Source organism: Nostoc sp. DSM 114167 (assembly GCF_052692655.1).
Window position 1 is genome coordinate 4,764,036 of record NZ_CP195116.1, and the last position, 23,987, is coordinate 4,788,022.

The window sequence follows — 23,987 nt, forward strand, 5'->3', positions numbered from 1 at the left end:
TGAATTCCTGCCTCCTTCAAGAAAGCGTTAAGCTGTTTTAGTGTACCTCGTTCACAATCCCAAATATAAAATTTAACAGATGCCAATTATTAATAAGTTAATTGAAATTGAAACTAAGCCAAAAATTAATATTTATAATATCAGCCCACAAATTCAAGATTTTATTGCCTCAACATCAATTAAAAATGGACAAGTTTTAGTGTTTTCTCGACACACAACAACAGCCTTAGCTATCAATGAAAATGAAGTCAGATTATTAGAAGATATAAAAGTATTCTTACAAAAATTAGCACCTGAATCAGACAGCTATTTGCATAATGACTTGCATTTAAGAGATGTCCCAGAAGATGAGCCGATTAATGCTCACTCTCATTTAATGGCAATGATGCTGAACACTAGTGAGATAATTCCCATTGTGGATGGTAAATTAGCTTTGGGAACTTGGCAATCTGTGTTGTTTTTTGAGTTGGATGGCCCGCGCAAAAGAACAGTATTTATCCAAATTTCTGGCGAATAATGCAATTTCAAACCTGCAATGCTCTGAGAACAACCTAAATCTGAGAGAATTACGAACACGACTAATAAGTACATCAGTTGAACTTACCTACAGCAATTAAAAACCTAAAAGAATGTTTTCCAGCATCACCTTCCTTTCCACAAACCAGGACTTTCGTTGTGTCAAAGGCAGAGGCCATTAGTTATGAAAAATAACGATAATTTTGTATTACGTAATACTTGGTACTATGCTCTGCCTAGCGATCGAATCAAGCCAGGCATGATGATCAGCCGCATTTTTTTAGGAGAACCAGTGCTGTTAGTTCGCAGCCAAGATGGCAAAGTGTCTGCGATGACGGACATTTGTCCCCATCGTGGTGTGCCCTTGAGTTGTGGGAGATTCAATGGGCAAGAAGTTGAATGCTGTTACCACGGTTGGCGCTTTAACTCTGCTGGGCGCTGTACTGCGATACCTTCTCTTGTGGAGGAGCAGCAAATGGATTTGAGTCGCTTCGACGTGCAGTCATATAGTATTCGCGAGGCCCAAGGCAATATCTGGATATATATGCCCGATCCCGATAACCCTCAACCTGCATCTGATATGGAAATTCCGGTAATTCCAGGGTTTGATGGGCGATCGCACCAGTTCGTAGAGGTGGTAAAATTCCCTTGTTTTATAGATCATGCAGTAGTCGGTCTGATGGACCCGGCTCATTCCCCTTATGTTCATCGTGCTTGGTGGTGGCGAAATGAGCAATTGCACGAGGAAGTAAAGCAATTTGATGCTTCGCCCTACGGCTTTACGATGCGACGACACCGATTACCTGCGAATGGGGGTAGATTATACTGGCTGATTGGCGGTGGTGTCCCGGAAACGGAGATTTCTTTTCGTTTGCCTGGAGTCAGAATTGAAGAAACCACTATTGGTAATAATCGAGTCGTTAATTTGACGGCAGTTACACCAATTTCAGACACCGAAACGGAAGTAACTTTTGCTCTTTACTGGACACTCCCTTGGGTGGGATTTTTCAAGCCACTGTTACACGTGCTGGCGCGGACTTTCATTGGCCAAGACCGAACAGTTGTGGAAAAACAGCAAATTGGTTTGAAATATAATCCTGTGCTGCGGCTGATTAAAGACTCCGATATGCAGGCACAGTGGTATTACCAGTTAAAGCGGGAGTATGCTCGTTCTGTCGCTGAAAAACGAGAATTTGTTAATCCTGTCAAGGGTCAAATACTGCGCTGGCGTGCTTAAATTACTCCAAAGTAAATTCGGCAAATTCTCTTTGTCCAAATAGCATATTTCGGTCTACGGCTGACAATATTTTATTATTGGCGCGATCGCTATTTAAACTGCGACCAACTAATTGCGCCACATCTGCACGATTGATGCTACCAATAATGTGCGGATCTTCGGTTAAAACGCCATTACCCGTTGCTGGTTCTGACTTTAGTCCACCAGGACGGATGATTGTATAAGTAAGTCCACTGGCAATTAAGTGTTGTTCGGCTTTGTCTTTCTCAGCTAAAACTTTTCCCAGTACCTCTAAAACTTGGGGTGAGGCAGCAACAACACTATTGCCAGCACCTATGGAAGATACAAGAATAAACTTTTGCACCCCAGCTTTAACTGCTGCATCGATCAGATTTCTGTTACCAGGGTAATCCGGCCTTTCTACATCTGATGGTAAACCGCCAATTGTACTGATAACGGTGTGAATAGGTGCATCTGTTACCATTGCGCGTTCTATATCGCCAAGATTCAAAGCATCTCCCTGAACTACTTCAATACCCATTGCTTCTAGTTCAGTAGCAACTGCTGCTGTTCTCAGGAGTGCTTTAACCTTTAGCTGTTGTGCTGTGAGATATTGAGCAATTTCTCGACCAACACCGCGACTTGCTCCAGCTAGAAAAATATAAGATCCACTTGTCATAATAAATTTAATTATTTACGCTCAAAGGATTTTATCAGAGGATTGGCAGTATTTAATAGTTGTTCAAGACCATCGAAAAGTGATTTGCCCCCTCCAAAAGTAGTAGATAGCTATCATTGCAATCTTAATCTCGCGATCGCAAATAACTGAGTAACCATAATTACAAAAATATATAAGATAGCAATTATACCTAACCCAATGGTAGGAAGTATTTTAGTAAACATTTGTGCAAATGTAGCAAATAACTTTTCTGTGGATAAACTTATGGCTAAAAAATCTCAACCCAATCTCGAACAATACCAAGATGTGAGATTATCTGCTACCACAAGAATTTGGGTAATTACAGTTGCCATTCTTGGAGTTTGCGTGCCACTGTCAGCCGTTACTAGAAGTGGTGCTATTCTTCCTTTAGTTGCTATTGGTGGCGCAGCTGTTGGTACAGTTGCTGTTTGGCGTTCTGATGAGCAAAAATCCAAAACTAACTATTTGCAACAGCAACAAATAGAACTGCTAGAGCGGAGATTAGCGAATTTAGAAACAATCGTTAGCAGTGATGACTTGAACTTACAAATGAAAATTAAACAAATCGAAGCAAGGGATACTTTTGACGACTCATCTAATGTAAGTACTACACCCAGACAACCAAAACGCAAAGGTTAAAATTAGCCAATCTTCACCATTTATTTCGATTTCAGAGGATATTTCCGCGAATTATCGTTAATAGGTGATTTTTATGTAGCTATTTGCTGACTTAACGTGACTGCAATCTTTAAATCTGTCTCAAATTCAACTTTCTTTTGCAGCTAGAAGTGTTTCTCTAGAAACAGTATCTCGATCTCTATCTCCGTTAGAATTGACTGATATCATCTAATTCTATATACTTCAACTGCATCAGTTCATGAAATGTCTAAGTGCTATCCATCTATCTCTTTCCCGGAAACATTTGTCAATGGCTGTGTTTTATTAGACTGTTAATATTACTGAATTTTTAATTAACTAAGGTTATAAACTTGAGTAATTGCATTTGTATAGCTTACCGTAGGTATGCAATAGTTTGCCGCAGGAATGTAGATGGATTGGATTAGCTTACTCAAAGCTCAACAAATTGACTTCCTTCAACGTGTGAAAAAACCTAAAACTTATGACTTATCTTTGCTGGAAAGTCAAGTTAAAGGTTGCCACACTGAAGTTATAGCCTTTTGGGGCGAGCCATTGGCTAGACTCCAAGAACTTTCTCGCCAACAAGCAGAAGTTCTCGCCAAAAATCCGCCGCCGACGCCGCCGGAATATCCTGAACCTCCTGACTGGACGATACCTTTTCCCAAATACTTCCAACAACAAGCCCAAGATTATCTTTTCCGGGAGCATATTGTTGACAGGGTAATAACTGAACGCTTGGGCAAGTTAGTCAAAAAGGTGTCACAAGATACTTTGCAAAACATGATTTTAGATGATGAGGGAAATTTGGGTGGCGAAAGTAAATTTCCTTATATACTCAAGGATCGTCCTCAGCTAAGTGTTCAAGTTTACGTTGCTGATGGAGAAAGTTTTAATGGTATTAAGAAAGACAAAATTAGGTGGTCAATTACTCAAGAAGATTTAAAAAATCACCAAGTATTAATTTTTCTCTGTTTATTTTATCCATCTACAGGTAATTTAGGTTACGAAAAGCAGAGTATTATAACAGGCTTTTTACCTACAAATCAACTTGAATTTAGCGAACCAAAACTGTATGTCACTCCGAGTAATTTGTTATATGCAGGAGGGTTAAGTTGGTATTTAGAATCATTGATGGGTAAAAAAGACACGTCGCCAGTAAGTAATGAGAGAGCGATCGCAGATACAATACAGACTCTACCATCAGAACATTGTCTCAAAGCTATAATCGGTGACTGGGAATGCTGGCAGACTTTGCAAGGACACACCAGAGGAATTAATTGCCTAGCTTTCAGTTCCGGGTGTAATAATGGCAAAGCCTTACCCATTTTGGCAAGTGGTAGTCGTGGCGAAACGAAACTCTGGGATTTAAGCAAAGGCGAATTAATAGAGACATTATCAGAATATCCTTGGGTAATATCTGGGCTGGTGGATGAAGTGAATTCCCTAGCTTTTAGTTCAGATGGACAGACTTTAGTGAGTTGCGGTGCAGATTCGACAATTAAGCTTTGGCACGTAGGCGCTTTAGACTTGATAGATATTTTGCACAAACACAATGGAGTAGTGCGGTGTGCTGCTTTCACCCCAGATGGCAGAATGTTAGCGACAGGCGGAGATGATAGAAAAATTCTCTTCTGGGATTTGATGCATCGTCAGGTTGCGATCGCACTTTCCTTAGATGATACAGCGGCTCATTCCCTAGTTTTAAGTCGAGACGGCGAAACTCTAGTTACAGGTAGCTACCGCAAAATCAAAGTTTGGCGCACCTCACCGCAAACGGGAATCAAAAGTTTAAAAGATGCACAACCACTGCATACCCTCATGGGTCATTCTCACATCGTTTGTTCCTTAGCAATCAGTGCAGATGCTAAACTGCTCGTGAGTGGTAGTTGGGATCAAACGATTAAAGTTTGGCAATTGGAGACTGGGGAATTACTTCATACCCTTAAAGGACATAGAGATCGGGTATATGCGATCGCTTTAAGTCCTAATGGACAAATTATCGCTAGCGGTAGTGCTGATAAAACCATCAAGTTGTGGCATTTACAAACCGGGGAATTGCTGGCTACGTTTACAGGTCATGGGAATATAGTTACAGCATTAGCCTTCACAGCTTCCGGCGAAATGTTAGTCAGCGGCAGTTTGGATAAGACAATTAAAATTTGGCAACGCAGTTAATCGTAGTTGGTAATTCATCATCACACTTTCTTTGGAGCTTGCTTCTTTGCAGGAGTACAATAGACACCTTGCAAAAGTAACAAATGCCAAGATGTTGATTAGACTTCTTGGCATTTGTCGGGAAAAGGGGAAAGGAGAAGGGGGAAAGGTTCTGCAAAAGTCTCTTTCCCCTTTAACCTTTACCCTTTTCCCCAAGAGTGCAAAAAGCACTTTTGCCAAGATGTTGATTGTAAAAAGTAGGAGTCAGCGCTACCATCGGCAGCACTGACTCCTTATTTTGTAGTAAATTCAACTATGTCAGGTTGGAGTTTCTAGTCAATCGAAATCTGCTGAGGACCACTGGCTTTGCCGTTATGTGCATCTGTTGTGGTGCTACTGGTGTAACTATTTGAGCGGATCTGTTTATCTAGCCAGCTTTTAACGGGATCGTCTGCAAGATTGAGTCGAAGCACACCAGAGAAAAACCCACCGACAAATGAGACTGGATGCCGAGTAAATTCTCTGAATAGAGGTGACAATTCATTAATGAACATAAAAAGACTCCTGGCACTGCCGTAAAAAATTATTACTTCTTAATTGATCGTAACGTGTTAAAGGATTGGGGATTGGGCATGGGGCAAAACAGTGCTGAGTGCTGAGTTAAGAGTTAGGAGTTAGGAGTTAGGAGTTAGGAGTTAAAAGTTAGGAGTTAGCAGTTAAGAATTATTCTCCCCTCTGCCTTACTCAGCACTCAAAACTCGGAACTCAGCACTCTTGAAGGGCATTGGGCGTTAGGAGTGCTGTTAGCGGAAAGCTAAGGTTTAGCCCGTGCTGAGTGATGAGTTAGGAGTTAAGAGTAGAGACGCGATTAATCGCGTCTGTACAAGAGTTAGAAGTTAGGAGTTTTGTTTATCTCCTTGTCCCCTTGTCCCCCTTGTCCCCTTGTCCCCCTTGTCCCCCTTGTCCCCTCACTTCCTCACTCCCTCACTCCCTACTCCCCGATCATTTCGCCTTATCAGCTTGGTTCTTGATCGGGAAACATACACTTATCAGAATCACAACCACTAGGGCCAGCCTCTGTCATTTCGCCTAAATCGTAGCGGCTTAGTACTGCACAGAAATCATCTGTTTTGCGTCGCGCTTTCACCTCTTGAGTTAAGCGATCGTAAGTTGATTTATTTATTGGTTCAAATGGCAAACGTGGGAATGATTGCAAATCGTCAAAACGCGCTAAAAGAGCAGCTGAAATATATCCCTCATCATTGTGAATGGTTTCGTAAATGCGCTGTCCCAAAGGCTCAATTTCATCAGAGCGAAGTTCCAAAGTAGCTGATGTGTTGTGAGTCACGTACCAACGTTGAACCTGGAGGACAAAATCAAATTGGGCTAAGACTGAAAACTTAGAAACATCAATTTCATCAGCCCCTGGTAAATCAGCCCAAGTTACAGAAACAGGGATTTCCACTAGCCATTCACTCACCCGTGGATCGAAGGGATCGTTAAGCAAATTGCCTTGTTCGTCTTTGTCTGATTGAGAGGGAATGACGTTGTAACCATAATCAATACAAGCTAAGGCTACTGGGTCATTTTTACCGAAGGTGATGCGACGAATAAATCTTTGCGCTTTCGGAGGATGCCACCCCGAACTAGCATTAGTTAATAAAGCCTTAGTACCACTTGGTTGCACTGTGGTACAACGATTTGGGCGCTTGAGATTGTGGCGATCGCAATAATCCCAAACCACCCGATGTACAATATCTCTCCAAGAACTGAGGTATTTCTCTTCCTCACGCTTGAAAGCTAATCCTTGCGGCGTTGCGGGTCTTCCTGCTTCCCACCAGCGCAGCCAATTAACACCAAAAGCATGGACAAAGAAATCAAATAAACCTGTAAAAGAAACTCCCACAATCGGGTCTAATTCACGGCTGTATTGATAGCGTGGTTCCAGGAATTTGTGATTTAAAAGTGCCGCTACAGATAACGCTCCAGCAGTGAAAGCTTCTTCTTGTTCTTTGTAGTTACGTGGGTCAATTTGATTAAGGTGAACCTCTGACAAATTACAGTGAAAGTTACTACCAATGATTTCCTTTCTTTGTTACCCTAGAAGCTTTTTATCCCCTAGTTCTACTGCTTGATTATTCGCAGTAGCTCCGCGTACCTTTTACAGATGTGATATCAGATAATAAAAGTGTTTCGGCTCCCTTCTCTACGAGAGGCTGCGCCAACGGCTACGCTCAGGGCAAGCCGCTTAACACAAGTGTTTTTCACATCCGCCCCCGCACTCTTGGAAAGATTATATTCTAAACAACAATTTTCGATGTCATCTAGTTTCACTCTCTACGCTGTACGGTGTCAAAGACTTTTTAATTCCTTTGATTACCACGGGATTAGCATCTCAGCTTTCCCCGTTTTTGCGAGGTTTTTAACGTGAGGCAAAATCACTTACCACACGGATTTAGCCCATAGCGAGCTAAACGATGTTCTAGCTCATTAGCATCAAGATTTGAATAACGTTCTTCTAACCACTGTTTTGCTGTTCCTTGTTCATAAGCTTGTAAAAACTCAACTTTCAAAGCTTGTGTTGGCAGCAAATCAATATTCGATCGCGCTACAGCTTCACCAGCCCATTGAATCGCTCCCTCGCCACTATAATATTGTTTGCGGACAGCACCAACACATTCTTCTAAGGTTGGCTTACGGTGAAAAACTCTGGTATGATTTGCCATCCTGAGTGCATCACGCTCTGGATCGATTCGCCAGTTGCCATTTTCATCTTGCTGCCATAAGTTATCTTTGGCATCAGCAAACAAACTATCAACGCTTGAACCTTGCCTCATGCCAGCCGATCGCCTAATATTACCGGCAACAATTGTTACAGCTGCTTGATCGATTAGCAGGCAGCATTCAACTGAATTTAATTGCCGTCCCACAGCTTTATTCAGGATGGAAGCACAACGCTGATAAAGTCCGGGCAATTTCACCGGATTTGCAACTCCTCCAAAGCCGTTGAGAGTTTCTCCTGCTTTTCGGACATCGCTGATATCAACTAATACTTCAACTTCTGCTGAAAATTGTTCATCAGTAGAGAGTTCTAATAAGGCTTGATATGATTCAACCCAACCTTCACGGCTATCTCCAACGTGAATAGTGACGTTATTTCCTTCTATATGAGTTTCAGTAAATTCACGCCGCTGTTGGACAGGAGTGCTGCCAATTTCGCCTTGGACAGTGACATTGAGTTGATTGCGAATTGGAGGCAACTGGTTAATAAATTGTGGTTCTAGGACGGCTCCAGTTCCACAGCCCATCATTGCTAAATCCATCATCAAGCCGAAGGCACTCCAGTCTTCGAGATTGGTAGAAGTGCAATTATAAGCCCCGGAAAAGTTCTTTGGCTTGGCGATCCAGTCTGTACCACCAACCCATAGCCAGCGCCCACTGGGCATAGCTTTCAAGCTGCGCTGCATTTTATCCAGTGTGGCAGCTTCTTCTTGAGTGAGCTTTCCCAACTCGACTAAGCCTTGTATAGTGCGATCGCATACCTCATCCCATGTTTCCCTAAGTCCCGCCTTTGTACGGCGGCTATAGGTTCTAAAAAATACGGGATTAGCAGCCGGTGCAGTTTCTGGAAACCTTGCACTCTGGCGTGTTCTTTCGAGATTCTGAACCATATATAAAGTGTCTTACGTTCTTCTTGCGTGCGGACAGATTATGACTATACGCCAAGTAGTTTGAGTATTAAAGATTGTCAAATTGTCCACTTTACGCTAGCTCTATCCGGCACTAATTACAACATAAATTTATGATGTATAATGTCCCTCACCCTTGGATGGGAAAAATATACTTGGTTATAGTTAACACCATTATTTTTAAGTAAATTATCTCTATCGCCTCATCTTCAGTCCGATTATCATTACTCAGCATGGGCTAAACCTTAGCTATCCGCTAACTATACTTAGGATCTCTTCATTACTTTCCCACAACTAAGTCAGTTGGCACAATAAAACCAAACTATGTGAAGAAAGATAAACTAAACTAAAACCCTTTTTCCTCCTGCTTCCTGCCTTATCCCAACAACAAATTTTTACGCCGAGCTACTTAGCAGTCATAGTTAAATAAGTTGCAGTTATCAGTCAAATCCAAAAATGGTATGGACTCCCTTACATGCAAAAATCCATCGCACAATCAGATCGCGCCACTTATTTGAGCGCAACCAGCGGCTATTAATCGCTGTCTCCGGCGGACAAGATTCTCTGTGTTTAATAAAATTACTTTTAGATTTACAATCCAAATGGGGATGGGATTTAGGTATTGCTCACTGCGATCATCGCTGGCGTTCTGACTCCGAAGCTAATGCTAACCACGTCGAAAACTTAGCTAAAACTTGGGGTATATCCTTTTATTTAGAAACAGCGAACAAACCGATAAATAGTGAAGCGACTGCACGCGATTGGCGCTATCAAGCTTTAAGTGCGATCGCTCAGGTAAATAATTATCAATATATAGTTACAGGACACACGAAGAGCGATCGCGCCGAAACTCTCCTCTACAATTTAATTCGCGGTACTGGTGCTGATGGTTTGCAAGCCCTAACTTGGCAACGCCCTCTAACTACAGGCATTGTGTTAGTACGTCCACTTTTAGAAATCACTCGAAAACAAACAGAGCAATTTTGTCAAGAATTTAAATTGCCAATTTGGGAAGATTCCACTAATCAAAATTTGCAATATGCCCGCAATCGCATTCGCCAAGAACTATTACCATATTTGCGAGATAATTTCAACCCCCAAGTAGAATCAGCCTTAGCCCAAACAGCAGAACTTTTACAAGCGGAAGTGGAATATTTGGAAAAAGCTGCCCAGCAGTTGCGGGATCGGGCATTAGGCGTGAAACATGAAGAAGATTCTCTTACTGTTTTTCCCTTACGGTTAAATCGTCGGGAATTACAAAAAGCACCATTGGCACTGCAACGTCGGGTAATGCGTCAGATATTGCAGCAAATACTGACCGATGCGCCCAGTTTTGAACACATTGAAAAATTAACGGCTTTAATTATAGCGCCCAACCGATCGCAAACCGATCCATTTCCTGGTGGGGCGATCGCTCAAGTACAAGGCGATTGGATCTGTTTTAAATAGTTATAAGTTGGCAGTTAGGAGTTAGGAGTTAGGAGTTTTAAATTTGGAATTTGAAGTTTGGATTTTTTGGTTTTGGATGTTGAGATTTGAGTGAGAAATTTTCTTTAATTGATAATTCCTAACTTCTACAGCGCTTCTTGCTATTATGCAATCCCGTTTTTCTCCTTGTCTCTCCTCTTATAGCTTTCAACTTTCAAAATGTACTCATAGCTGCCGGAAGTGCTGTAACTCATCACTCCTAACTTCCAACTCTTAACTCCTAACTCCTAACTTATTAAGACGCCAGTAATTCCGGCTGAGGCATTAAACTCTGGAGAGTATGACGCAACTGAGCGATCGCTTGGACTTGATAATCACCAGTTTCCTGGAATTGATCTAAAGATTCTGCAATTCCTTGCAGTTTTTGCCGTAATCCATCTAGAGAATCTTGAATTGGTTGTAGTGCTTCTTGATAAAGATTCACTCGCCCAGATAATTCAGCAGTTGTTCTTCGTAGGGATAACAAATTTTCCTCGATCGCTTTCAATTCTTGGCGCTTTTCATCTAGATCGTGAGTTTGATTGTCAATCATTCCCTGATTTAGCTCAACACCAGAACGAATCTGCTCAATTTCACGTTCCAGCTTTTGAACTTCCTGTGAATATTGTTGTCGCTGGGTTTCAATTTGTAACAAAATCGGCTCGAAATTAATTTTGTTGTTACTTTCTTCTTCAGTAACAGTATGTCCTTGGCGTCGTAGCAGTACAGTTTGATGTTGCTTGAGAAACTTCTGGTGCTGTAGCATATTGCGGCGTTGCCCCACCAAACTGGAATTTAGCATCTGATAAAGGTCTTTTTCATCAGTTAGTTCTAATTCCAAATTGATGTGGTCATGGTCAGATGCTTGATTTAATTTAGTTTGGAGTTCTTCTATAGCTTCTTGTTTATATTTCAGTTCTTGTTCTTGATCGTGAACAAAGCTAGCGTCGATTTCTAACTTATGCTGCAAGTCTTGCACTATCTTTTGTAGTTCTTCTAAAGGCATTTTCTCCAAAGCCTCCTCATCAGCTTGCTTGCCGAGAACTACATCACCAGATGTTGCCGCTAAAGAGTGCATCTGTTGATATAACTCTTCAGTGTTTTGTAACTGCTCTTTGACGATCCGAGCATATTCTTGCTTACTGGTAAGGTCTGCTGTATTTATTTGCAATTGGGCTGTTTGCTGTACTAGAGAATTTTGCGCTTCTTGTAATGCATTTTGGCGATCGCTAAAAGTTTGTGATAAACGCTCAACTTCTTCTTGCTGTTGTGCGATCGCACTTTTATGCTCCTCCAGTTTTTGCCAGTGCGGGGTAAGAGTCGCTTGCTGCTTTTCGACCAATTCAAAGGCTAGATGCAGGTGTTCTCTAACTGTTTCCGTAGGAGTAACACGACTAGACAAGCGATCGAGTAACTCACTCATTACTCGACTTTGCTCCTCATCCAAAACCGTCCCTTGTTGAAAATCCGTTTGGCGTTCTTCTAGGCGACGCTGCTCACCCCGTAAATGCTCCCAAGCGCCTTCCAACTCTTGGCGGTTGCGCTCAATTTCTCCTTGTAATCGTTCAATTTCCTGACGGGAGGTGTCAACTTCCTGTTTTTGCTCCTCTAGATGTTGTACCTCATCCTCCAATTGCTGCAACTGTTCTGCTCGTACCTCCATGTCCATTTCACGGCGATTCAACTCTTGCGCCTGAAATGTTAATGACTGTTTCCACTGATCGATTTCATCTTCCTTGAGCTTAAATTTCTCCAACTGGCGGGAAAAATTCTGCAAAATGTTGACGAGTGGACGTCCTGCTTCTTGAATCCGCTGTACTTGACGATTGGGATTGAGTTCAACCAATACCAAAGCACCATCATTTAATTTGCTTGCATCCTCAGCGGCAATCACCTCTTCCGACACAGTACTCCAATTCTGGTCAGTTCGCTGACAAGCTAGCAGTTTCAGTTCGGTTTTGCCACCGCCACTGAGTAAACCACCTTTCTGTTTTTGTACTTCTGCTAAATACAGCACACCGTTAGTCCTTTATTGATGCACTTAAACTTCGTGTTTTGAGATATACCTTAAATAATTCTGTTAACTTGTCTCACTGAACTAAGGTTTAGAAGAACAAGACAGACAAAACTATAGACGCAAGATGTTACGTCTTGATACTTATAGAAGCGATCTGGTCGCGCCTTTATATTTTGTACTGATGACAGTGATGATGACTTCCGTGTTAACACTAGCTTTGTCAAAGTGTATTACGAAAGATAAAGGTTTATAGTTTAATGTATTCCCTAATGACAATCAGACATAGAGTAAAAATCTTTTCAATACTCCATAATCAATACTTAAAGAATAAGTCATAATTCACGATTCAGAATTCAGCAATACTAAGGAGTACTTTTTAGCTAAATGCAGGGAAATTTAAATGAAATTGATATTTGCAGTATCCTGCAATTGATTGAATTGGGACAGCGAACTGGGCAACTATGGGTGGAAGCTTATAGCTCTCACCATAACAACAAACTGGGTGGAGATGGAGCAAACATTTATCGCCCTAAACAACAGTCTTGGTTCGTTTTTTTTCTTAATGGTCAAATTATCTATTGCCAAGAAGGTGAGAGTAGTTTATCCAGAATTAGTGATTATTTACGTCATTATCGAGTTGAGATGCGACTCACCGACAAACACATTGCCACCCTACCACCAACCGATGCGCCAGAGTATGCCTATCTTTGGGCGCTTATGGAGCGGAATATCATCAACCCAAAGATAGCTGGTAGTATCATTTACGGTTTGGTGCATGAAACTCTCTTCGATCTACTAAGTTTACGCCAAGGTAACTTCATTTTCCATCAGAGTGCGGCACTTGCCCCACAATTAAACACTTATGAGATTGCTCCCTTGGTGACAAAAATTACTAAGCAGGTGCAACAATGGAAACAACTCTATCCACACATTCAATCTCCAGAGCAATTGCCAGTGCTATCTGACAAAGTTCAGCTACAATCTTCTTTACCAGAAGCAACTGTGAATAAGCTACAACATTGGGCTGATGGTAAAACATCCTTGCGACAACTAGCTCGCCATCTCAACCGAGATATTTTGACAGTCGCTAAGGCAATATACCCTTATGTGCAACAAAGTTGGCTACAACTAGTATATTCAGAGACTAATCACCCAGATACACACACGGATAGTTGGGAATTGAAAGAAAAACCGATAGGGCGGATAGTATGTATTGACGATGCGATCGCCATCGGTGAGACTATAAATTCCATCTTACAACCACAAGGTTATGAAGCGATCGCTCTCACCAATCCTTTAGAGGCACTGAGTCTGGTTTTTCAACTCAAACCAGATTTAATTTTATGCGACATTGCTATGTCGGAATTGGAAGGATACGAGGTTTGTGCCATGCTGCGACATTCAACAGCATTTCGGCTCACACCGATTATCATGCTTACAGGGAAAGATGGGTTTATGGATAGAGTCAAAGCTAGGATGGTCGGGGCAACAGATTATTTGACAAAACCGTTTACAGACACTGAGTTACTGATGCTTGTAGAAAAATATATCAACAACCAATGAAAATTGGGCATAGGGCATGGGGCATTGATTATCTCTCTCACCTATGGGGCATATAAAGAGATCAAAGATTTGTCGATCTACTAAAAGATGAGTCAAAAGATGTTATCACAGAGTCAGTTAACTGAGTGAAACGTCAATCTCCGGGAAAATAGTGAAAACATAAAATCAATTTATACAGTTAATACTTGCGGAGGAATCAGGGAATGTTCCAATTAGGAACGTCTAAATCAGGAGGTAAATAGACACTTATGAGCACAGTTCTGATTGTGGAAGACAGTATAGCGCAAAGGGAGATGATTACAGACCTCCTGAAAGCAACTGGCCTAACAGTTACCCATGCTAGTGATGGATTAGAAGCATTAGAGGCAATTCAAATAGCACCTCCAGATTTAGTGGTATTAGATATTGTCATGCCCCGAATGAACGGCTACGAAGTTTGTCGGCGGTTAAAATCCGATCCAAAAACCCAAAATGTCCCAGTGGTTATGTGTTCTTCCAAAGGCGAAGAATTCGATCGCTATTGGGGTATGAAGCAGGGTGCAGATGCTTACATAGCCAAACCGTTTCAACCAACCGAGTTGGTAGGAACAGTCAAACAACTGCTGCGAGGATGAGGATAAAAACAACATGGTCAGCAAACCGGACTTTTTAAGTGGCGGCGGTCAAGACCACTTTCGACCAGAATTACAAGTAGAAAGTCCTGAAGGTGAGTTACATTTGAGGTTTTACATTCCCTCGCATCAGGAGTTTGCACTACAAGCAACTGGCATCCGAGAGGTAATTGAACTAAGTCCTGATAGAATCACCCCGATTCCTAATGCTTCTCCTTTACTTTTGGGTACTCTAAATTTACGAGGTCGAGTTATTTGGGTGGCCGATTTGGGTCAATTTCTGGGAGAAGCAGGTGCATTAAACACGGATAGAGCTGAAATTTCGGTGATTGCCATTGAAGAGCAAGACACAATAGTGGGTTTAGCAGTAGAGGAAATCGGTGGTATGGACTGGTTGGATGTCCAGAATCTCATGCCACCAGCTAGTGTTCCAGATACGATGGCTCCCTTTTTACGTGGAGAGTGGTCATTAGGTGCTAAAAATAATCAGTGTCTACGATTGCTCGATCAAATGGCAATTGTACGAAGTGCTAGGTGGGCAGGATGAAATTGGAGGAGGAAATGGCAGCAAGTATTGATAATTACGAGCCAACATATCAACAGGCGATGACCGCCTATGTTCAAAGAAATTATGAGGTTGCGGCCACTTTAGTTGACCAAGTGGTGCAAAATTTACCAGACGACCCCAATACCCATTTGTTGAGAGGTCACATCTACTATGTTTTACAGCACTATGATGTAGCAAAAGAAGAATATCAACAGGTGTTAGGCTTGACTAACGATCGAGAAATTATTGGTTTTGCCAAGAATGGAATTGACAATATCAATCAATATTTAGAGTCATTTAGTGGGCAGATAGATCCATCAGAAAGTCAAGAGGAAATAAACTCTTCAGAGATATCCGATCCACTGGCATATAGCGAATCAGAATTAGAAGATTTAAACGCTAATCAAGAGTTTGACAGCGACAACCTTGATTTGAACTTTTTTGGAGAGCATCAAGAAAGTATGAATGGCGTTGAAGATACATCTTCAAAAAGTCCATTCGACCTGCCCACAGAAGATAGTATTGGAACAGAAAAAATATCAGATTCTTCTAGAGCTTTTGGTGATGACCCTTTTGCCATGAATGAAGAATCACAGGAACAAGAGTCAAATAAAAACTGGGAGGAAAACACAGAGTTAGAGTTGCCTGCTTTTTGGCAGGAAAGTATCTCAGAAGATATTTCTGAAGAATCATTAGCAAATAGTCAATTCTCAGATAATGAGATAAATTCTCCTTACGGAAATTCAACTATTGATAATAATAACTCTTCATCTTCTAATTCACAAACTGATAATAACGAGAATAATTTTTCTGATTTGTTGAGTGAGCCAAAGTCTCCATCTCAGAATATGGGAAATTTAGAATATAAAAAATCTAGTTTTGGAGACGAAACTTTACTGATTGTTGCAGAAGAATCAAAAAATGATTCGCCAACAACAAATAACTTGGAATACGGCAATCAAAATAACTTGTCTGAAACCGAATCCCATAGTTGGTTAACACCAAAAAGAGTTGAAGCGAAATCAGATTTTCAGCCGAATTTACCCGATAATGAATCAGCTTTTAATAGTAATTTACCTCGAAAAGAAAAGCAGTTTAAATCAGGTGAATTCATCGGTAAAAATAGCTTCGATGATGAAAATTTTGATATGGAAGCATTTGAGTCTGCCTTTGGCTCAGATGGTTTAAACTCTTATGAAGACTCAAGTAACATACTGAATGGAGAAAATTCTAAGAGCAATATCGAGTTTTTAGATGACTTTGAGGAATTTGATGATTTAGGAAATATTCCAGGGTTTGACCTGATCGAAGGAGATTCTAACTTCGGTAATGTCACAATGCATTCTGCTCCATCAGAAACTAGTGACACTGGACGCCCGCAAGTAGCAGAGGCTTTTGCAAGTAATTCAGCCGATCGCGAAGAAGAACTTTTCTCAATGACTGGTTCCCATGAAGCCGTTCCAGTCTTTAGCCAAACAGATATCTCGAAACTAGAACCCAACGTCAGCATTGAGCAAGGATGGTTAGCACCATTAGAAAATGCCTCCATCGAACGAAAACAATGGCTAATTGCTGGGAGTGTGGGCATAGTCTCAGCGCTGGTTGTAGCCACAGTTAGCTTTGTCGCTACCACATTTTCACCACCCCAACAACGAGAATCAGTACGAAACACAGGTTGGGCAATGTCACTGGCAGCCGGGATTGCAGGTTTTGCTACCGCAGGCTTTATGGGAAATCTGGCGCTGAAACAAATTCGGCGCACAACTGATGACCTCCAAGCTCAGTTTGAGGCTGTACGTCAAGGAAATCTGAATGCTCAAGCTACAGTGTTTTCCGAAGATGAATTGGGGCATTTAGCCACTGGCTTTAATGAAATGGCGCGGGTAATTTTCACAACCACAAGTGAAGCCCAACGCAAAGCCGATGAACAAGAGGAAGCCAAAGAAAATCTCCAACGTCAGGTGATTCGTTTGTTGGATGATGTGGAAGGAGCTGCTAGAGGCGATTTAACAGTCCAAGCGGAAGTGACCGCCGACGTACTAGGAGCCGTAGCTGACGCCTTTAACCTGACAATTCAAAACTTGCGGGATATCGTTCAACAGGTAAAAGTGGCGGCGAAGGATGTGACAAAAGGTGCAACTAACTCTGAAACCTTTGCGAGAGCTTTATCTAGTGATGCTTTGCGGCAAGCAGAAGAGTTAGCGGTGACGCTGAATTCTGTACAGGTGATGACCGACTCGATTCAGCGGGTAGCAGAAGCGGCGCGGGAAGCCGAAACCGTTGCTCGTGATGCTAGTACGATCGCCTTGAAAGGTGGCGAAGCAGTAGAAAATACCGTGGCAGGGATTTTAGAAATTCGAGAAACTGTTGCCGAAACCACTCGCAAAGTGAAGCGATTGGCGGAATCTTCCCAAGAAATTTCTAAAATTGTGGCGTTGATTTCTCAAATTGCTTCCAGAACAAACTTACTGGCACTCAATGCTAGTATTGAGGCGGCAAGAGCCGGAGAAGCCGGACGCGGGTTTGCGATCGTTGCAGATGAAGTGCGCCAGCTAGCAGATAAATCTGCTAAATCCTTGAAGGAAATTGAACAAATTGTGATGCAAATCCAAAGCGAAACAGGCTCTGTAATGACCGCGATGGAAGAAGGCACACAACAAGTAATTAAAGGTACAAAATTGGCAGAAGATGCCAAGCGATCGCTCGAAAATATTATTCAAGTGGCGAATCGCATCGATATTCTGGTGCGATCTATTACTAGTGACACTGTGGAACAAACGGAAACCTCCCGCGCCGTTGCTCATGTAATGCAATCAGTAGAACTGACCGCCCAAGAAACTTCCCAAGAAGCACAGCGAGTTTCAGGTGCCCTACAACACTTAGTAGGTGTATCCCGTGACTTGATCGCCTCCGTTGAACGTTTCCGAGTGGAAACTATGGAAACCAGGTAAAAAAGTTAGGAGTTAGGAGTGAGGAGTTAGAAATAAAAATCACAACTCACATCTCACAACTCGTAACTTGGAAAAAAGTTAGGAGTTAGAGGTGAGGAGTTAAAAATAAAAATCATAACTCACATCTCACAACTCATAACTCATAATTCATAACTCATAATTCATAACTCATAACTCATAACTTTTGCTATGCTGCCGGAACAACAACAGCGGATTTTGGGTTACTTTATCGAAGAAGCCAGGGATCACCTGAATACCATTGAGCAGGGCTTGCTGAATTTAGAAGGTACCCTGAACGACCCGGAAATGATCAGTGAGGTCTTCCGGGCGGCTCACTCCATCAAAGGAGGAGCGGCGATGCTTGGATTGACTAGCATCCAGCATACCTCCCACCGTCTGGAAGATTGTTTCAAAATTCTCAAAGATAATCCGGTTCAGATTGACCAAAAGTTAGAGTCTTTATTTCTTGGTGTCTCTGATACCCTAAAATCGCTTTTAGAGCATTTGAGTGGGCCTTATGGTCTTTCTGAAGATGCAGCTAATACTTTGATGTCAGAAACTGAGCCAGTTTTTCAATGGCTGTATCAGCATCTGGAACTACTTGTAGAACAAGCAAAGAGTGGAGTAGCCAGCAGTTCTGACGCAACAGAACTCACAACCTCTATAGAGAATGTCTCCACACTTACAGAAATTTTCATGCGGCGAGATATTCCCGATCTGGCAGAATACACTCATCAGGAATCTTCAGACTCGGTAGCACCCCAAGAGGCGCTAGCGCCAGTCACCGCTAAAGAAAATAATAACTGGAGTGAGTTTCAAGCCCAAGTGCTGCAAACACTGCGGGAAATGTTGCAATTATTTAAGCAAACTACAACACCTTCAACTCGGCAAAACCTCCAGCAATGCTGTCACCAATTAGTCAAACTTGGTGAAACTTGGAATTTGCCCAACTGGTGTGGTTTGTGTCAAGCAGCAGCGAGTGCGATCGGCAATCCCGAAAATACTTATCTGACTTTAGCTAAAATTGTCATTACCGAAATCAAACAAGCTCAAGAATTAGTTCTGCAAGGTAGAGAAGCCGAAATTGCAATTAGTCAGCAACTAGAGGCACTTTTAAACTTTGCAGAAATTGAGTTATTAGAAATAACCCCTGATTTATTTGATGAACAATCTCCGGTTCTGACAGAATCAGAGTCAGTTCTATCTGGTGACACCAAGGCGTTAGCCCAGACAACTGAAGAACTGAATTTAGACAAAGATAGTAGCGATAGCGCAGCGTTAGGGAGTCCACGAGCGTCTGGCTACGCCAACGTCTCCGACGAACGCCCCTCCCTTCAGTTACAAGGAATACCACTAAACGAAAGTAGAAACAATAGTCTTACTTTCACCACACATGACGAAGCACACCCAATCAGTAACAATCTCGATCCCAATGGTCCAGAAGTAGGAATAGCTGAGTTAAATACCCTTGCCGATTTATTTGACGGTGAGACTCCCGAACTAGATGAAAGCTGGCATCAAGAAGAAACCTTAGATATTGTTACTATCGATGACTTTGGAATTGATTTGAGCAGCACTGAGGCTGAAGATGCTCATAACGATTTATCTGACTTACTCTCCTTTAATGAGGATATAAGCAACGCGCTACACCCAACAACCACCGCTACAACAGAAGATTTATCCTTGTTATTTGGCGACCATTTCCTAGAAAAAGATAATTCAGAACCGCAAAATCAACAAACATCTGCTACGCCTTTAGAGTTGAGCGATATTAACGAATTTGAGATAAATTTAGACTCATCTTCTTCCGAAATTTTACAAGAATTTATTGATATTTCTAACGAGCCAAACCAGACTAATAGCGAGATTGCCCAAAATAGTGTAGTCGAAGATTTATTGACACTGGGGTTAGATGATGATGAACTATTGCCAACTAGCAATGTCACTCAACCAGAAACTGAGCCGTTTACTAGTGTGGAACTATCTACTAACCAAGAAAATAATTTTGATAACTTATTTTTAGAAACTAAAAATGCCAATTGGGTAGAAGAAATTACCCCTAGTGACTACATAGAATTACCTCAGCCAACAGACTTGTCTTTGGACAACTTGTTTGCTGAAATGGAAGAACAGCCACAACTATCGACAAGTGAACTAGAAATCACTGATTTATTTGATACGCCTCCAGTAACAGAACCTGAGTTTTCTCAATCAGAAAACGATCTGAGCAACTTCTGGAACCAGGAAACCACAGAGGAAAAGGACGAATTCGATTCCTTAATTGAGCAGAATGTGGAAAGGGCGTTAGATGAAAGTTTGTTTACTGCGGCGGCTGATGACATTTTTGCTGATAATCAGCAGTCCATACCTTCTCCTATAGCCAATTTTGATATAGAAGAAGATTTTGATATCAATTTCCAGCATCAAGAACAGCTAGATTTGATATTATCATCAGACTCTGGAGATAATTTATTTGATGAATTAACATCAAGTAACTTAACTATTTCTCCTATAATCAACGATACCTCTACGCCTGAAACGCCTTTGTTCGCGCAGCATCCTGGAGAAGAAATTCTCAGGTCACAACAACCAGAATCTTTAGATTTTGTTCCAGAATTTACTCATGGAAGCTCAGATATATCTGCTGTCGATCTGGAAGTTAATTCATTAGGCTCTTTTGAGGATAATCCGCAACTGCTGTTTGAAGTCGCAACAAATGAATTGACCTATATTCAGATGGACACCACAGAAAATACTGTGGACGAACTATCAGAAACTATTAGTTTTGGAGAAACTTCAGATTCAGCATTATCCGAAGCACAGCCAGGTGACTTGTTCGACTCTGAAGATGTCGCAACAAATGAATTGACCTATATTCAGATGGACACCACAGACAATATTGTGGACGAACTATCAGAAACTATTAGTTTTGGAGAAACTTCAGATTCAGCATTATCCGAAGCACAGCCAGGTGACTTGTTCGGCTCTCTCGATGAAAATCCGCAACTGTTGTTTGAAGTCGCAACAAATGAATTGACCTATATTCAAATGGACACCACAGAGAATACTGTGGACGAACTATCAGAAACTATTAGTTTTGGAGAAACTTCAGATTCAGCATTATCCGAAGCACAGCCAGGTGACTTGTTCGGCTCTCTCGATGAAAATTCACAACTGCTGTTTGAAGTCGCAACAAATGAATTGACCTATATTCAGATGGACACCACAGAGAATACTGTGGACGAGCTATCAGAAACTATTAGTTTTGGAGAAACTTCAGATTCAGCATTATCCAAAGCACAGCCAGGTGACTTGTTCGGCTCTCTCGATGAAAATTCACAACTGCTGTTTGAAGTCGCAACAAATGAATTGACCTATATTCAAATGGACACCACAGAGAATACTGTGGACGAACTATCAGAAACTATTAATTTTGAGGAAACTTCAGATTCAGTCCAGACAAGCCCAGAAGTTTTAGAGACTGAGGAAAATAATAATTTAGAAATTACCTTTGATACAAGAGAAAACACAGTTGTTGAAAATAATTTATTGTTGACAAAAACCACTGAAATAGTTGCTCAAGAAGATGAATTTGCAGACTTGGCAGCATTATTAGAAGAGGACATAGTACCCATCCCCAAAGCTAAGAAGATACCAGAAGTAGATTTTGCTGCCTTGGAAGACTTGCTAAGTACAGATAACAACAACGATGTCTACGACGGTCTACGCCAACGCCAGCCCTTCAACACTCAACCAGTCTCAGCTAAAAATGCTACTCCATCACCAGCCATAAAAGATGAATTTGGTGACTTAGAGAAATTGCTGGCAGAAGCGAATCAAACAATATCCCATTCTACTGTAGTAAAATCGAACACCAGCCAAGCTACCCGTCCGTCTACTCGTCGGGCTGCGAGATTTGAAGAAACGATGAAGGTTCCAGTTAAGCAACTGGACGATATGAGTAATTTAGTTGGGGAATTGGTGGTAAATCGCAATACCTTAGAGCAGGATCATGAACGACTGCGACAGTCATTAGATAACTTGCTAATTCAGGTACAACAACTCTCAGATGTAGGCGCAAGGATGCAGGAGTTGTACGAGCGATCGCTACTGGAAGCTTCTCTATTAGCTGGACGTAAAAAGAAAGACTCCGGCTTACAAGACCCTGATTCCAATGCCGATAGGGGTTTTAGCGAGTTAGAAATGGATCGTTTTACTCCCTTCCATACGCTGTCCCAGCAGATGATTGAGCGGATTGTGCGAGTACGTGAGTCGGCAAGTGACATTGATTTTGTTACCGAAGAAACCGAGCGCGTAGCAAGGCAGTTTCGCCAAGTAACCACCCAGTTACAAGAGGGATTAACTAGAGCGCGAATGGTGCCTTTTGCTCAAACTATCGATCGCTGGCGGCGAGGAGTGCGCGACAACGCCATTAAGTGTGGCAAACAAGTAGAGTTGGTGATCGAAGGTGGCGATACCTTAATTGACAAGATGATTTTGGATCATCTGACCGATCCGTTGACTCATATGCTGAATAATGCGATCGCTCACGGTATTGAAACGCCAGAAGAAAGGCAAACTGCCGGTAAACCACCTGTAGGAATCATTACTATCCGTGCCTTCCACCAAGGGAACCAAACGATCATTTCTGTCGGCGATGATGGTGCAGGTATCGATTCCGCAAAGGTTAAGGCTAAGGCGGTGAAGATTGGCATGATTACAGAAGCGCAGGCAAAAGCCATGTCTCGTCTGGAAGTCTACGATCTGCTGTTCCAGTCTGGTTTTACGATTAAAGATCAAGCCGATGAAATTTCTGGTCGTGGCGTGGGTATGGACGTAGTGCGCTCCGAAATTAGCGAAATTCGGGGAACAGTTAACACCGATTCTGCGATCGGCAAAGGAACCACCTTCACCATTCGTTTACCACTGACTCTAAGTATTTGTAAAGCTCTCTGCTGCGTCTCCGATCGCTCCAGGATCGCCTTCCCGATGGATGGTGTAGAAGATACGCTGGATATCCCAGTCAAAAATATTCAGCACGATGCCAATGGGCAATCATTTATTTCCTGGCGCGATACAGTGCTACCATTCCGACCTCTGAAGGAACTTTTAACCTTCAATCGCCAAATCAGTCGCGGTAATGTCTATGGCGGCACCAGAGATGATGATATGGTTTCTGTGGTTGTGGTGCGATCGGCAAATACCCTGATTGCTCTACAGATTGACCTGGTGTTAAGCGAACAAGAAATTGTAATTAAGCAATTTGAAGGGCCAGCACCTAAACCAATTGGTGTAGCTGGTGCTACAGTCTTGGGCGATGGTCGGATTATGCCCATTGCTGATGTACTAGAAATAATTGACATCTTCCAGGGACGGATTTCTACACAAGCTGGTGGCAATTCTTGGCAACAAAAACTCACTCCTCCAGATACCTCTCCCGCGAAGATTGACCCGACAGTGCTGATTGTCGATGACTCAATCACAGTCCGAGAATTGCTATCCCTGACATTTAATAAAGCCGGTTATCGCGTAGAACAAGCGCGTGACGGTCAGGAAGCTTGGGATAAACTCCGCTCAGGTCTGCCTTGCGATATTGTATTTTGCGATATCGAAATGCCCCGTTGCGACGGTCTGGAATTACTCTCTCGCATCCAGAAAGACTCTAACCTCAACCACTTACCGATCGCAATGCTCACCTCGCGCGGTGCAGACAAGCACAGACAGATTGCCGCTCAACTCGGTGCTAGTGGCTACTTTACCAAGCCCTATCTCGAAGAAGCTCTACTTGAAGCCGCAGCGCGGATGCTGAAAGGAGAGAAACTTGTTAACTAAATCAACCAAAAGACTTAGATTTTAGGGAAAACTCTACACGCTTCTACCTTTGTTAACGTGAGTT

General features: G+C 42.1%; 13 protein-coding genes and 2 pseudogenes. 10 read left to right on the forward strand and 5 right to left on the reverse strand.

The window, feature by feature from the left end; translation table 11 throughout:
* Positions 1–79 precede the first annotated feature (79 nt).
* Positions 80–517, forward strand: a complete 438-nt coding sequence (locus NSTC731_RS20305) for a secondary thiamine-phosphate synthase enzyme YjbQ (RefSeq protein ID WP_445626515.1) — start codon at positions 80–82, stop codon at positions 515–517.
* A gap of 183 nt (positions 518–700) precedes the next feature.
* Positions 701–1,753, forward strand: coding sequence for a Rieske 2Fe-2S domain-containing protein (locus tag NSTC731_RS20310; protein ID WP_445626516.1), 1,053 nt, complete (start codon positions 701–703; stop codon positions 1,751–1,753).
* Position 1,754: 1 nt separating this feature from the next.
* Here NSTC731_RS20310 and NSTC731_RS20315 read toward each other — a convergent pair whose 3' ends face one another.
* Positions 1,755–2,432: an SDR family oxidoreductase gene (locus NSTC731_RS20315; RefSeq protein ID WP_445626517.1), complete on the reverse strand. Its 678-nt coding sequence runs from the start codon at positions 2,430–2,432 to the stop codon at positions 1,755–1,757.
* A 264-nt stretch (positions 2,433–2,696) separates the two neighbouring features.
* Here NSTC731_RS20315 and NSTC731_RS20320 point away from each other — a divergent pair, with 264 nt between their 5' ends.
* The gene (locus NSTC731_RS20320) at positions 2,697–3,092 is read left to right on the forward strand and encodes a hypothetical protein (RefSeq protein ID WP_445626518.1); all 396 of its coding nucleotides are present in this window, start codon (positions 2,697–2,699) and stop codon (positions 3,090–3,092) included.
* 411 nt (positions 3,093–3,503) lie between these two features.
* Entirely contained in the window at positions 3,504–5,267 is a 1,764-nt protein-coding gene (locus NSTC731_RS20325) for a WD40 repeat domain-containing protein (protein WP_445626519.1), read from the forward strand.
* A 311-nt stretch (positions 5,268–5,578) separates the two neighbouring features.
* Here NSTC731_RS20325 and NSTC731_RS20330 read toward each other — a convergent pair whose 3' ends face one another.
* The 3 genes and pseudogenes from NSTC731_RS20330 to nrdJ (NSTC731_RS20340) form a co-directional block, all read right to left on the reverse strand.
* Positions 5,579–5,800, reverse strand: coding sequence for a hypothetical protein (locus NSTC731_RS20330; RefSeq protein ID WP_322696078.1), 222 nt, complete (start codon positions 5,798–5,800; stop codon positions 5,579–5,581).
* Positions 5,801–6,261: 461 nt separating this feature from the next.
* Positions 6,262–7,332 (reverse strand): annotated as a pseudogene (gene nrdJ / locus NSTC731_RS20335) (ribonucleoside-triphosphate reductase, adenosylcobalamin-dependent); the annotation flags it as partial.
* A gap of 355 nt (positions 7,333–7,687) precedes the next feature.
* Positions 7,688–8,917: pseudogene (nrdJ, locus tag NSTC731_RS20340) on the reverse strand (ribonucleoside-triphosphate reductase, adenosylcobalamin-dependent); the annotation flags it as partial.
* A gap of 474 nt (positions 8,918–9,391) precedes the next feature.
* Between nrdJ (NSTC731_RS20340) and tilS the strand changes: the two are divergent.
* Positions 9,392–10,384, forward strand: a complete 993-nt coding sequence (gene tilS, locus NSTC731_RS20345) for a tRNA lysidine(34) synthetase TilS (protein ID WP_445626520.1) — start codon at positions 9,392–9,394, stop codon at positions 10,382–10,384.
* Between the two features lie 274 nt (positions 10,385–10,658).
* Here the strand turns inward: tilS and hmpF are convergent, their stop codons facing one another.
* Complete coding sequence (hmpF, locus tag NSTC731_RS20350) at positions 10,659–12,419, reverse strand: pilus motility taxis protein HmpF (protein ID WP_445626521.1); 1,761 nt, start codon at positions 12,417–12,419, stop codon at positions 10,659–10,661.
* A 384-nt stretch (positions 12,420–12,803) separates the two neighbouring features.
* Here hmpF and NSTC731_RS20355 point away from each other — a divergent pair, with 384 nt between their 5' ends.
* The 5 genes from NSTC731_RS20355 (at position 12,804) to NSTC731_RS20375 (ending at position 23,923) form a co-directional block, all read left to right on the forward strand.
* Positions 12,804–13,982: a response regulator gene (locus tag NSTC731_RS20355; protein WP_445626522.1), complete on the forward strand. Its 1,179-nt coding sequence runs from the start codon at positions 12,804–12,806 to the stop codon at positions 13,980–13,982.
* 248 nt (positions 13,983–14,230) lie between these two features.
* On the forward strand, positions 14,231–14,596 hold the full coding sequence (locus NSTC731_RS20360) for a response regulator transcription factor (RefSeq protein ID WP_069073698.1): 366 nt from the start codon (positions 14,231–14,233) through the stop codon (positions 14,594–14,596).
* A gap of 13 nt (positions 14,597–14,609) precedes the next feature.
* Complete coding sequence (locus tag NSTC731_RS20365) at positions 14,610–15,140, forward strand: chemotaxis protein CheW (protein ID WP_445626523.1); 531 nt, start codon at positions 14,610–14,612, stop codon at positions 15,138–15,140.
* Positions 15,141–15,154: 14 nt separating this feature from the next.
* Positions 15,155–18,091: a methyl-accepting chemotaxis protein gene (locus tag NSTC731_RS20370; protein WP_445626524.1), complete on the forward strand. Its 2,937-nt coding sequence runs from the start codon at positions 15,155–15,157 to the stop codon at positions 18,089–18,091.
* Positions 18,092–18,280: 189 nt separating this feature from the next.
* Positions 18,281–23,923, forward strand: a complete 5,643-nt coding sequence (locus tag NSTC731_RS20375) for a response regulator (protein WP_445626525.1) — start codon at positions 18,281–18,283, stop codon at positions 23,921–23,923.
* Positions 23,924–23,987 lie beyond the last annotated feature (64 nt).

Coding starts and splice junctions, on each gene's coding strand:
- NSTC731_RS20305 (WP_445626515.1), top strand. CDS start 80: ATGCCAATTATTAATAAGTTAATTGAAATTGAAACTAAGCCAAAAATT.
- NSTC731_RS20325 (WP_445626519.1), top strand. CDS start 3,504: ATGGATTGGATTAGCTTACTCAAAGCTCAACAAATTGACTTCCTTCAA.
- NSTC731_RS20320 (WP_445626518.1), top strand. CDS start 2,697: ATGGCTAAAAAATCTCAACCCAATCTCGAACAATACCAAGATGTGAGA.
- NSTC731_RS20315 (WP_445626517.1), bottom strand. CDS start 2,432: ATGACAAGTGGATCTTATATTTTTCTAGCTGGAGCAAGTCGCGGTGTT.
- NSTC731_RS20365 (WP_445626523.1), top strand. CDS start 14,610: ATGGTCAGCAAACCGGACTTTTTAAGTGGCGGCGGTCAAGACCACTTT.
- NSTC731_RS20360 (WP_069073698.1), top strand. CDS start 14,231: ATGAGCACAGTTCTGATTGTGGAAGACAGTATAGCGCAAAGGGAGATG.
- NSTC731_RS20330 (WP_322696078.1), bottom strand. CDS start 5,800: ATGTTCATTAATGAATTGTCACCTCTATTCAGAGAATTTACTCGGCAT.
- NSTC731_RS20310 (WP_445626516.1), top strand. CDS start 701: ATGAAAAATAACGATAATTTTGTATTACGTAATACTTGGTACTATGCT.
- NSTC731_RS20355 (WP_445626522.1), top strand. CDS start 12,804: ATGCAGGGAAATTTAAATGAAATTGATATTTGCAGTATCCTGCAATTG.
- NSTC731_RS20375 (WP_445626525.1), top strand. CDS start 18,281: ATGCTGCCGGAACAACAACAGCGGATTTTGGGTTACTTTATCGAAGAA.
- NSTC731_RS20370 (WP_445626524.1), top strand. CDS start 15,155: ATGGCAGCAAGTATTGATAATTACGAGCCAACATATCAACAGGCGATG.
- tilS (WP_445626520.1), top strand. CDS start 9,392: ATGGTATGGACTCCCTTACATGCAAAAATCCATCGCACAATCAGATCG.